Annotated in this window: 12 protein-coding genes; all 12 read right to left on the bottom strand. The window is 66.0% G+C overall.

The window, feature by feature from the left end; genetic code table 11:
- Nucleotides 1-39: 39 nt before the first annotated feature.
- Entirely contained in the window at nt 40-660 is a 621-nt protein-coding gene (locus IB243_RS16745) for a HutD family protein (RefSeq protein ID WP_192428474.1), read from the bottom strand.
- Nucleotides 661-677: 17 nt separating this feature from the next.
- A complete protein-coding gene (locus tag IB243_RS16740; protein ID WP_192428394.1) occupies nt 678-1,565 on the bottom strand; it encodes a phytanoyl-CoA dioxygenase family protein in 888 nt (295 codons plus the stop codon).
- 58 nt (nt 1,566-1,623) lie between these two features.
- Nucleotides 1,624-2,418, bottom strand: coding sequence for an amino acid ABC transporter ATP-binding protein (locus IB243_RS16735; protein ID WP_225584993.1), 795 nt, complete (start codon nt 2,416-2,418; stop codon nt 1,624-1,626).
- Nucleotides 2,415-3,083, bottom strand: coding sequence for an amino acid ABC transporter permease (locus tag IB243_RS16730; RefSeq protein WP_010465675.1), 669 nt, complete (start codon nt 3,081-3,083; stop codon nt 2,415-2,417). Before IB243_RS16730 ends, IB243_RS16735 begins: the two co-directional genes overlap by 4 nt.
- A gap of 29 nt (nt 3,084-3,112) precedes the next feature.
- Nucleotides 3,113-3,862 (bottom strand): glutamine ABC transporter substrate-binding protein, encoded by a 750-nt coding sequence (locus IB243_RS16725; RefSeq protein WP_010465677.1) that lies wholly within the window; start codon nt 3,860-3,862, stop codon nt 3,113-3,115.
- A gap of 31 nt (nt 3,863-3,893) precedes the next feature.
- Complete coding sequence (locus tag IB243_RS16720; protein WP_225584992.1) at nt 3,894-4,640, bottom strand: IclR family transcriptional regulator; 747 nt, start codon at nt 4,638-4,640, stop codon at nt 3,894-3,896.
- A gap of 105 nt (nt 4,641-4,745) precedes the next feature.
- Nucleotides 4,746-6,482 carry a urocanate hydratase gene (gene hutU, locus IB243_RS16715; protein ID WP_192428392.1) on the bottom strand — a complete coding sequence of 579 codons (1,737 nt, stop codon included), beginning with the start codon at nt 6,480-6,482 and terminating at the stop codon, nt 4,746-4,748.
- A gap of 40 nt (nt 6,483-6,522) precedes the next feature.
- Nucleotides 6,523-8,064 (bottom strand): histidine ammonia-lyase, encoded by a 1,542-nt coding sequence (hutH, locus tag IB243_RS16710; protein ID WP_192428391.1) that lies wholly within the window; start codon nt 8,062-8,064, stop codon nt 6,523-6,525.
- A gap of 64 nt (nt 8,065-8,128) precedes the next feature.
- Nucleotides 8,129-8,974: a histidine utilization repressor gene (gene hutC / locus IB243_RS16705; RefSeq protein WP_057224816.1), complete on the bottom strand. Its 846-nt coding sequence runs from the start codon at nt 8,972-8,974 to the stop codon at nt 8,129-8,131.
- A gap of 22 nt (nt 8,975-8,996) precedes the next feature.
- Nucleotides 8,997-9,776, bottom strand: a complete 780-nt coding sequence (locus tag IB243_RS16700; protein WP_056419373.1) for an ABC transporter ATP-binding protein — start codon at nt 9,774-9,776, stop codon at nt 8,997-8,999.
- On the bottom strand, nt 9,773-10,609 hold the full coding sequence (locus tag IB243_RS16695) for an ABC transporter permease (protein WP_192428390.1): 837 nt from the start codon (nt 10,607-10,609) through the stop codon (nt 9,773-9,775). Before IB243_RS16695 ends, IB243_RS16700 begins: the two co-directional genes overlap by 4 nt.
- Before the next feature lie 26 nt (nt 10,610-10,635).
- Nucleotides 10,636-11,601, bottom strand: coding sequence for an ABC transporter substrate-binding protein (locus tag IB243_RS16690; protein WP_192428389.1), 966 nt, complete (start codon nt 11,599-11,601; stop codon nt 10,636-10,638).
- Between the last annotated feature and the right edge of the window lie 60 nt (nt 11,602-11,661).

The following is an 11,661-nucleotide window of genomic DNA, read 5'->3' as shown; positions in this document are numbered from 1 at the left end:
AGCTGCTAGCGCTTATCCATCAAGCGCCATGGGCCATTTTTATTCATATTTTTCGCCGGAGCTGTGCTCCAGCGCTATCCACACCAAGGCGGGGGCGCCGGCCGCGCTGTCGGCGTGCACCGGCGCAAGGAGCCCTTGCACCGACCCCGCTTCGCCAGCCCACCAGAAGCCCTGCCCGGCCCGCAGCACGCGGTGATTGCCGCCCTGCGCGTCCAACCATTGCCAGTCGCCGTGCAGCGCCATGCAAAAGCCAGCGGCAGCGCCCCCAAGCGCCTGGTCATCACCGACCACCCGCAGCGCGCCCTGCCATACGCCGCGGCGCAGCATGAGGTTGAAATCCTTGGACGTGCCCCCCAGCATGGCGCCGTCCACCGCGTCGTCGCCCGAGAAAGCAAACGGCTGCCAGCGCTGGTCCAGCCGGTGCTCCCAGCCAGGGCTGCGCAAGTGCAGGCCGTCGCCGCCCAGCAGCATGATCTGGCGGTCAATGCCCGGGAACACGGAGAACGGACCGGGCCGGTCCACCGTGGCCAGGCTCACGCGCCACTCAAAGCCGTTCATGTCCGCACCGGGGGGCCAGCAGGCCAGCTCCTGCGTGCTGCCACCGCCGTTCTTCCAGGGCGTACTCGGAGTAATGGCCAGGTCAAAGAAGTTCATCACCATCGTTGTTGTCGTGTTCATCATGATGTTGCTATCTGCCCTGCACCTGTGACCAGCAGCGGAAACAGCGGGTGGTCCATCTCCGCGCCAGCGGGCAACTCGCCAGCCAGGCCCGGAAACTCAGGCGAAGTCTTCCACGGCCGGGGCGCATGGCGCGTGTCGTCACCCAGAAAGCGCACCGAAAACACGCGGCGGCGGTTAGTGCCCTCTACCCCACCCGCCGCATGCAGCGTGAGCATGTGAAAACACACCACATCGCCGGGCTCGATCTCCCAGCCCACGATGGGGAAGGCGTCGCGGTCGGCCTCGACATCGGGCAAATCTTGCAGGCTGCCTTCGGGGAACCACTTCGCCTGGTTGTCCATGAAGGTGCGAGGCATGAGCCAGGGGCCCTTGTGCGAACCGGCCACAAATTCGAGCGTGGCCGCGCGCGACACTGGATCGACCGGAATCCACATGCTGATGTTCTGCTGGCCGTCGATGTTGTAGTAAGGCTGGTCCTGGTGCCAGGGCGTGCGCTGGCGCGTGCCCGGCTCTTTCACCAGCACATGGTCGTGGTACAGCCGCACGGTGCGCGACTGCATGAGGCGCTGCGCGGCCAGGGCCAGCGGCGTCTCGTGCACAAAGCGGCCGAACTGCGGAATGTCCTGCCAGTTGCAAAAGTCCTCGAAGAACCGGCCCGGGTCATCGGGCCGGCTGGCCACCTTGGCGCGCGGGCTGGGCGCGGCCAGGTTGGCGTCGATGCCCTCACGCAGCAGCGCTACCTCTTCGGGCGTGAGCAGCTGCTTGATGAACAACGCGCCGTCGCGGTCGAAGCGGGCAACGTCGTCTGCGGTCAAGCGTGCCTGCAAACGCCGGTGAAAGCGCTCTTGCAGGCGCGGGTCCATGGCGGGTGATAGCGGGGGCATGCGGGTTTGTCTCCTGTTGTGTTGTTGACCGTTGTCGTGCGCCACGCCACACCCGGCCTCAGGCGCGCGTGAGCACGGCCTGCAGGAAGGAGCGCGTGCGCTCCTGCGTGGGGTTGGTGAAGATGGTGGCGGGCACGCCGGCCTCAATGATGCCGCCGCCGTCCATCACCACGACCACATCGCCCACCTCGCGTGCAAAGTCCATCTCATGCGTGACCACCATCATGGTCATGCCTTCGCTGGCCAGCAGTTTCATGACCTGCAGCACCTCACCCACCAGTTCCGGGTCCAGCGCCGACGTGGGCTCGTCGAACAGCATCACACGCGGCTCCATGGCCAGCGCGCGGGCAATGGCCACACGCTGCTTTTGCCCGCCCGACAGGCTGGCAGGCATGGCCGAAGCCTTGTGCGCCAGGCCCACCTTGGTCAGCAGGGCCTGTGCGCGCTCGTCGGCTTCCTTGCGCGAAAGGCCGCGCAGCTTGCGCGGGCCCAGCGTGACGTTGTCGAGCACCGACAGGTGCGGAAACAGGTTGAACGACTGGAACACCATGCCCACCTCTTCGCGCAGGGCGTTCAGGTCATGGTCGGGCAGCATGCGGCCGTCCTGCACCAGCGTGCGGCCACAGATCTCGACCGTGCCGCCTTCGGGCTGCTCCAGTCCGTTGCAGCAGCGCAGGAAAGTGCTCTTGCCCGAGCCGCTGGGCCCGATCACCACCACCACCTGCGACGGCAGCACGTCAAAGTCGATGCCGTTCAGCACCACATGCTTGCCAAACGACTTGCGCAGTCCGCGAATGCGCACGATGGACTCGGCAGCCGGACTCACTCCGTTCACTACAGACGTTTTCTTCATTGCACCATCCCCCCGGCACGCAGGCGCAACTCCATGCGGCGCAGCACCAACGAGGTGACACCCGTGAGGATGAAATACACCACCGCAATCGCCAGGTACACCTCCAGCGAACGGTACGACACGCTGATGATCTTCTGCCCTTCGTGCATCAGGTCGTGGATGGTAAGCAGCGACACCAGCGCCGAGTTCTTGATCAGCGCGATGAATTCATTGCCCAGCGGCGGAATCATGCGCACCACGGCCTGTGGCAGCACCACAGTGCGCATGGCAAGGCCCGAGGACATGCCGATGGAGCGCGCCGCCTCCATCTGCCCCTTGTCGATGGACTGGATGGCGCCGCGCACCACCTCGGACACATAGGCGCCCGAGTAGATGCCCAGGCCGATCACACCGCACACAAAAGCGGGCAGCAGGATGCCGAACTGCGGCAGGCCAAAGAACAGGATGAACAGCTGCACCAGCAGCGGCGTGCCACGGATGGCGGCCACGTAGGCGGTGCACAGGGCGTAGACCACGCGGCGCTTGGGGTTCAGGCGGCCAATGCCCACCAGCAGGCCCATGACGCAGCCCAGCAGCAGCGAGGCAGCCGTGATTTCCACAGTGACCAGCGCACCCGCCAGCAACTGGGGCAACCCGGCCCAGACAGGAGAAAAATCGAGTTCCATGGCTCAGTTCGGCAACGTGTGGCTGCGGTTTACTTGGCAGCGCTGTTGCTGAACCACTTCTTGACGATGGCAGCATAGGTGCCGTCCGCCTTGAGCTTGGTGATGGCACCGTTGACGGCCTTCGTCAGCTCAGGCGTGTCCTTGCGCAGGGCCATGCCGTACTCTTCGGTGGTGAGCTGCTCGTCGAGCACGCGCAGGCCAGGACGGGTGCGCACATACTGGAACGCGGCGGGCTTGCCGGTCACGGCAGCGTCGGCGCGGCCGATGTCCACCAGGTTGAACATCTCCTGGTTCTTTTCGACCTCGACACGCTGCACCTTGGGGAATTTCTCGGTCAGGTACGCCACCGACTTGGTGCCCACCTGCACGCTGACCTTCTTGCCGTCCAGGTCGGCCAGCTTGTTGATGGCCTTGTTGTCGGCCTTCACCATCACCACCAGGCCGCCGGCATAGTAGGAGTCGGTGAAGTCCACCACCTTCTTACGCTCGTCGGTGATGTAGATGGCCGAGACCGCCATGTCAAAACGCTTAGAAATCAGGCCGGGAATCAGGCCCTTGAAGTCGATGTCCACCCACTCGACCTGCTTGCCCATGGTCTTGGCAATGGCCTCCACCAGCTCGATGTCGAAGCCCGTGCGTTTGCCGTTCTCGACAAACTCCATGGGCGGAAACGTGGCATCGGTGCCCACACGCAGGACGTTGTCCTGGGCCTGTGCACCCGTGGTGCAAAAGGCTGCGGCGGCCAGGCTGGCCAAAAGAAGGTTGCGACGAAGGTTCATGGGGAAAGCTCCTGGGGAGGGGTGAGGAAAATCAGGGAGAAGTGAGCTGGCGGGAGATGCGGGCTGCGGCGACGACGGCCATGCCGGTGAGTGCGGTCTCCTGCCCCTGGGCTCGCAAGATCGGGGCCATCAGGGTGATGGCCCCGGCCGCCTGCCGGGGTGAACCGAACACGGGCACGCTGACACCCCAGACACCGGCATCCACCTCGCCAGAGCTGACCGCGTAGCCGGCCTTAGCAATGCCTTCCAGCTCGGTCAGCGCCGCCTGGCGCTCAGCAGTGCCTGCGCCGTAGTGCATGTCCAGAATGGCATTGCGCGTGGCCGGGGCCACATGGGCCAGCAAGCACTTGGCGGAGGCACCCGCGCGCAGCGGCACGCTGCGCCCTTTTTCAAACGAGCAGCGCAGGGCCTGCGTGCTGTCCACCATGTCCAGGCACACCACGCTGTCGTTCACAGCCACCACCAGCCCCACGCTTTCGTGGGACTGCCGGGCCAGGGCCTGCATGTCCGGCCGCGCGTGGTGCACCAGGTGCGATGCCATGTCAAAGCCCAAGGCCAGTTGCAGGCTGAGCGGCCCTGGCGCGTAGTGCCCGCTGCTCTCCAGCACAAAGCCCCACAGCTTGAGCCGCGCCAGTTGGCGATACAACGTGCTGCGTGCCAAGCCCGTGGCCTCCACCAGCTCGGCCGCCGACATGGGCTGACCATGCTGCGCCAGCACGGCCAGCACGTGCAGAACACGGTCGGCGGCGGCAACGGAGGTCAGTCCACGGGCGGTCATGGACTCAGTATCAAAGGATTGCTGTGGCATTCAAACCCAACATTCCCAGTGAATGGGAATGCAGTTCCCTTTTTTCACATTCCTGTCATTCCCTCCCTCGCCCCTTCACTTCACCATCGGCAGCTTCAGGCCCTGCTTCCTGGCCGTTTCCACAGCCAGTTCATAACCCGCATCAGCATGGCGCATCACGCCGCTGCCGCAGTCGTTGACCAGCACGCGCGCCAGGCGCTCGGCCGCGGCATCGGTGCCGTCGGCCACGATGACCATGCCCGAATGCTGCGAGTAGCCCATGCCCACGCCGCCGCCGTGGTGCAGGCTGACCCAGGTGGCGCCGCCCGAGGTATTGAGCAGCGCGTTGAGCAGCGGCCAGTCGCTCACCGCATCGGTGCCGTCCTTCATGGCTTCGGTCTCGCGGTTGGGGCTGGCCACGCTGCCCGTGTCCAGGTGGTCGCGGCCGATGACGATGGGGGCCTTCAGCTCGCCGCTCTTGACCATCTCGTTGAAGGCCAGGCCCGCGATGTGGCGCTCGCCCAGGCCCAGCCAGCAGATGCGCGCGGGCAGGCCCTGGAAGGCGATGCGCTCGCCCGCCATGTCGAGCCAGCGGTGCACGTGCTTGTTCTCGGGGAACAGCTCCTTGATCTTGGCGTCGGTCTTGCGGATGTCCTCGGGGTCGCCCGACAGGGCCACCCAGCGGAACGGTCCCTTGCCTTCGCAGAACAGCAGGCGGATGTACGCGGGTACGAAGCCGGGGAAGTCGAACGCATTCTTCACGCCTTCGTCGAATGCCACCTGGCGGATGTTGTTGCCGTAGTCCACCGTGGGGATGCCCATGGACTGGAAGTCGAGCATGGCCTGCACATGCACGGCGCACGACCGGGCTGCGGCTTTTTTCAGCGCCTCGTGCTGGGTCACGTCCTGCTGCGCGGCGCGCCATTGCTCCACCGTCCAGCCCGCGGGCAGATAGCCGTTGACGAGGTCGTGGGCGGAGGTCTGGTCGGTGACCAAGTCGGGCTTCAGGCCGCCAGCCCGGGCGCGTTTGACCAGTTCGGGCAGCACGTCGGCCGCGTTGCCCAGCAGCGCGATGGAGATGGCCTCCTTGGCGGCCGTGTGCTGCTGGATGAGTTCGATGGCGTGGTCGATGTCGCGTGCCTGCTTGTCCACGTAGCGCGTGCGCAGGCGAAAGTCGATGCTGCTTTGCTGGCACTCGATGTTGAGCGACACCGCGCCTGCGAACGTGGCTGCCAGCGGCTGCGCGCCGCCCATGCCGCCCAGGCCGGCGGTCAGGATCCACTTGCCCTCCAGCGAGCCGCCGTAGTGCTTGCGGCCGGCCTCGGCAAAGGTCTCGTAGGTGCCCTGCACAATGCCTTGGGTGCCGATGTAGATCCAGCTGCCGGCGGTCATCTGGCCGTACATGAACAGGCCCTTCTGGTCCAGCTCGCTGAAGTGTTCCCAGTTGGCCCACTTGGGCACCAGGTTGGAGTTGGCCAGCAGCACGCGGGGCGCGTTGGCGTGGGTCTTGAACACGCCCACGGGCTTGCCGGACTGGATGAGCAGGGTTTCGTCGTCGTTCAGGTCCTTGAGCGAGGCGAGGATCTGGTCATAGCACTCCCAGTTGCGCGCGGCGCGGCCGATGCCGCCGTACACCACCAGGTCCTGCGGGCGCTCGGCCACTTCGGAGTCCAGGTTGTTCTGGATCATGCGGTAGGCCGCCTCGGTGAGCCAGCTCTTGCAGGTGAGCTGGTTGCCGCGCGGTGCGCGGATCACGCGGGTGGCGTCGTGGCGGGGGTCGGTGCTGGTGGTGGAGGAAGCTGCGGCAGCGATGATGGCGTCGTTGGCGTTCATGGTGGGCTCCTAGGAATCGATGGGTGTGAATGGAAGGAAATCAGGCGTGGCTGGGCAGGCACTGCAGCAGCGGCGCAGGCCACGGCGTGTGCATCGCCCACTCGCGCATGGCTTCGATGTCGGTGGCGAGGTAGCGGTCTTGCTCCAGATAGGCCACGCGCTGGCGGATGGCGGCGAACTGGTCTTCGATCAAGGCAGAGCTCTTGATCGCGCGGTCAAATTCCATGCCCTGGGCAGCGGCCATGGCCTCGATGCCGACCATCACGGCCGCATTGCGCACCATGTCACCCAGGCGGCGTGCGCCGTAGGTGGCCATGGAGACGTGGTCTTCCTGGTTGGCCGAGGTGGGCAGGCTGGTCACGCTGCTGGGGTTGGCCAGGCACTGGTTCTCGGCCGCCAGCGCGGCGGCGGTGACCTGGGCGATCATGAAGCCCGAGTTCACGCCGCTGTCGCGGATGAGAAAGGCCGGCAGACCCGATAGGCCTGGGTCGAGCAGCAGCGACAGGCGGCGCTCGGAGATGGCACCGATCTCGGCCACGGCCAGCGCGATGATGTCGGCCACAAAGGCCACAGGCTCGGCGTGGAAGTTGCCGCCGGAGATGACGTCCCCATTGTCGAACACAAGGGGGTTGTCCGACGCAGCGTTCGCCTCGATGGTCAGCACGCGCGCGGCGTGGTGCAGGTTGTCGAGGCACGCGCCCATCACCTGCGGCACGCAGCGGATGGAGTACGGGTCCTGCACGCGGCCGCAGTTCGGGTGCGAGGTGTCGATAGCGCTGCCGTCAAGCAACGCGCGCACGGCGGCCGCCACGGCGATCTGCCCGGCCTGGCCACGCGCTTCGTGGATGCGTGCGTCGAACGGCTTGACAGAGCCCTTGATGGCCTCTAGCGACAGGCAGCCTGCGACCAGCGCGGCCGCGAACACGCTTTCTGCGCCGAACAGACCGGCCAGCGCGAGCGAGGTGGACACCTGCGTGCCGTTGAGCAGCGCCAGCCCTTCCTTGGGGCCCAGCACGAACGGTGCAAGGCCGATGGAGCGCATGGCCTCGGCCCCCGACACCACCGTGCCGTTGACCTTGGCCTGCCCTTCGCCGATCAGCACGCAGGCCAGGTGCGCCAGTGGCGCCAGGTCGCCCGACGCGCCCACCGAGCCCTTGGCCGGGATCACGGGCAGCACGTTGGCATTGGCCATGGCCAGGAGCGCATCCACGATCTCAGGCCGGATGCCGGAGTGCCCGCGCGCCAGGCTGATGGCCTTGGTCGCGAGGATGAGGCGCACCACATCGTCCGCCAGCGCATCGCCCGTGCCCACGCTGTGCGACAGCACCAGGTTGCGCTGCAGCTCGGCCAGGCGCTCGTGAGCGATCTTGGTGCTGGCGAGCTTGCCGAAGCCGGTGTTGATGCCGTAGACCACCTGGTCTTCATCCACGATGCGCTGCACCGTGGCCAGCGATGCTTGCATGAGGGCGCGTGCGGACGGGTCAAGCGACAGCTGCACGGGCGCGGCGTAGATGCTGCGCAGCGCAGCCAGCGACACGTGGCCGGGGTGCAGGGTCAGGGACGAATCAGTGGTTTTTGTCATGGTGTTGATCCTGTATATACAAGTAGTCACAAGCGGAAAAATCGAGGCTCTTCAGGCAGAACGTTCAGCCTGAGACGGGGTTTCCGTCGGCTCGGAAACGGCTGCCTAAACGGTAGCGGGTGGCGGGGTGCAGGCAGCGCACCACGGTGATCGGCACGCCGCGCGACCAGGTGCGGCGGGTGAGCAGCAGGCAGGGCTCCTGCGGCGACATCTCCAGCAGCGTGGCCTGCTCTGCGGTGGGCATGACGGCGTCGACCACATGCTCGATCTGGTCGAACGGCACGTTGCGCACCAGGTATTCGGAGGGCTGCAGCAGCGTGAAGTCCTGCGCGGCGAACTGGGGCACCTGGCGGGGGTTCACGTGGCGGTCTTCCAGTTGCACGGGCACGCCGTCTTCGCGGTGGATGCACAGCGAGTGGAACACCGACTCGCCGGTGCGCAGGTCCAGCGCGGCGGCCACTTCGAGCGTGGCCGAGATGCGCTCTACAGCCAGCACGTCGCAGCGGTAGTCATGCCCACGCTGGCGGATCTCTCCGGCCAGGTTGGCGATCTGCAGCAGCGTGGACTGGGGTTTGTCTTCGGCCACGAAGCTGCCCACACCGGCCACGCGCACGATGCGGCCCTGCTCCACCAGTTCGCGCAGCGCGCGGTTCACCGTCATGCGCGAGATGCCGAACTGGGTGACCAGCTCGTTCTCGGACGGCAGGCGGTCGCCCGCGCGCCAGATGCCTTCCTGGATCTTGCGCGAGATGTGGTCCTTGACCTGCTCGTACAGCGCCATGGCCTGCGCGGGCGCGGCCACGGCTGCTGCGCCCTGGGACGGGGCGGCCACGCGGCTGGCGCTGCGTGATGGAGCGGGAGCAGCGGGAGCAACAGCAACAGCGGGACGGCGGGAAGGATGGGCGCTCATGAGTCGGTGTGCTCGGTTCGGCTCAATGCAGGTCTGCCGCCATGGACTCGGCGCGGATTTCTTCCGTCAGGCGCGCCTTGAGGTCCATGAACTCGGGGCTGGTCTTGATGGTGTAGTGGCGTGGGTGGGGCAAGTCCACCGCCAGCTCGGTCTTGATGCGGCCGGGCCGGGCGCTGAACACGGCCACGCGGTTGGCCATGAAGATGGCTTCGTCGATATCGTGGGTGACGAAGAGCACCGTCTTGCGCTCGGCCTCCCAGATGCCCAGCAGCAGCTCCTGCATGAGCACGCGGGTCTGGTTGTCGAGCGCGCCGAAGGGCTCGTCCATCAGCAGGATCTTGGGGTCGTTGGCCAGCGCGCGCGCAATGGCGGTGCGCTGCTGCATGCCGCCCGACAGCTGCTTAGGAAAGTGCTGCTCGAAGCCGCGCAGCCCCACCTTGGCGATGAAGTACGCGGCGCGCTCTTTCTGCTGCGATTCAGGCATGCCGCGCTCGCGCAGGCCGAAGCGGATGTTCTGTTCGATGGTGAGCCAGGGGAACAGCGTGTAGCTCTGGAACACCATGCCGCGCTCGGGCCCGGGGCCTTCGACCGGTGCGCCATCGAGCAGCACGCGGCCGCTGGTGGCGTGGTCCAGCCCTGCGACGATGCGCAGCAGCGTGGACTTGCCGCAGCCCGACGGGCCGAGGATGGTGACGAAGTCGTTGTCCTTGACCTCGAAGTCGACCGGCTGCAGCGCCTGTGTGCGCTGGCCCTTGGCGGTCTCGAAGACGCGCGAAACGGCTTGAATGGAAACGCGGCTCATCGCACAAAACTCCAGGCAAACAGACGGTGGTTGAGCGCCTTGAAGGCGGAGTCGGACACCAGCCCGATGAGGCCGATGATGATGATGCCGAAGATGATCTGGCCGGTGTTGAGCAGTGACTGGCTGTCGGTGATCATGTGGCCGATGCCGCTCGATGACCCGATCAGCTCGGCCACGATGACGTAGGTCCAGGCCCAGCCCAGCACCAGGCGCAGGGTCTCGGCGATCTCGGGCGCGGCACCGGGGATGAGCACGCGCGTGACGATGCCCTTGTGGCCCGCACCCAGCGTGTACGCAGCCTCCACCAGGTCGCGCCGCGCGCCACCCACGGTGACGGCCACCATCAGCGTGATCTGAAACACCGAGCCGATGAAGATGACCAGGATCTTCTGCGTCTCGCCAATGCCGGCCCACAGGATCAGCAGTGGAATGAAGGCCGACGCAGGCAGGTAGCGGCAGAACGAGACGAAGGGCTCGAAGAACGCCTCAATGCCTTTGTACGCACCCATCGCGATGCCCAGCGGCACGGCCACCACTGCCGCCAGGATGAAGCCGCCGAAAACGCGCCACACCGTCATGCCGATGTCTTTGTGAAAGCCGTATTCGCTGAACAGCAGCCAGCCCTCTTTGGCCATGGTCACGGGGCTGGCCAGGAAGGTGGGCGACACGAAGCCGCCCAGCGTGAAGAACGCCCACACCAGCACGAACAACACAAAAAAGCCGAAGCCCAGCATCCAGCGGGCGCGGGCAGTCACAGGCTCCAGGGGAGCGAGCGAACGCCGGCGCACGGGGGCGTGGGGCTCGGTGGCGGACAGGGGTTGCACAGCAGACATGGCGCGTACTTCTTCCAGGTGACTTACTACTTGATGAAGCTCGCGTCGAACGTGACGGCCAGATCCTCATTCGCCTTGCGGATGATGCCGGCCTCCAGCAGGATGGCCGTGGCATCCTTCATGAACGTGGTCAGCTCGCCGGCAAAGAACTTCTGGTTGGCCGCCTTGTCCTGCCATCGCAGGAAGGACGACGACTTGGCGAACTGCTCGCCCGTCTGCTTGACGGCGGCGCCCATGATCTCGTTGGACTTGGTCGGGTCGGCCTTGATCATGTCGAGCGCCTGGAAGTATGAGTTGGCCAGGGCCTGTGCGGCCTTCGCGTTGGCCTTGAGCCAGGTGGGGTCGCAGCCTACGGTATCCATCACCATGGGGTAGTCGAGCGTGGTGGCCAAAATCTTGCCCGCGGCAGGGTTGTCGCGCACGGTGGAGAGGTAGGGCTCGTACGTCATGGCGGCGTCGTTCTGGCCTGCCACGAAGGCCTGCGCGGCCGCCTGGGGCGACAGCGTGGTGGTCTTGACGTCCTTGAGGCTCATGCCGTTCTTGCTGAGCATCCAGGCGAGGCCAAAGTACGGAGCGGTGCCGGGCGCATCCACGCCGATGGTCTTGCCCTTGAGGTCGGCAAAGCCCTTGATGTCGCCGCGCACCGCGATGCCGTCGGCGCCGTAGGACTTGTCCATCTGAAAGATCTGCACGATGGGCACGCCGTTGGCGTTCCAGGCCACATGCGTCTCGACCGTGGTGGCGGCGCATTGGATGGACTTCGAGGCCAGGGCCAGGTGGCGGTCCTTCTGCGGGATCATCTTGATCTCCACATCGAGGCCGTTCTTCTTGAAGATGCCCGCCTTGTCGGCCAGGGTGAGCGGCGCAAAGCCCGTCCAGCCGGACATGCCCAGCACAATCTTGGTCTCTTGCGCCTGGGCCGGTGCAGCCACTGCCATCACGCAAGCCGCGGCTGCTGCCAGCGACGTCCATTTCACAACCGATCGAGTCATCATCTGCTCCTGTTTGAAGAAAGTACCTTTGCCCACTCCGGCCGGGTCGCACCCGCTTCC

Origin of the sequence: Acidovorax sp. ACV01 (assembly GCF_014851495.1) — a bacterium.
GTDB lineage: Bacteria > Pseudomonadota > Gammaproteobacteria > Burkholderiales > Burkholderiaceae_C > Acidovorax > Acidovorax radicis.
This window is presented reverse-complemented; position numbering and strand designations above follow the sequence as displayed.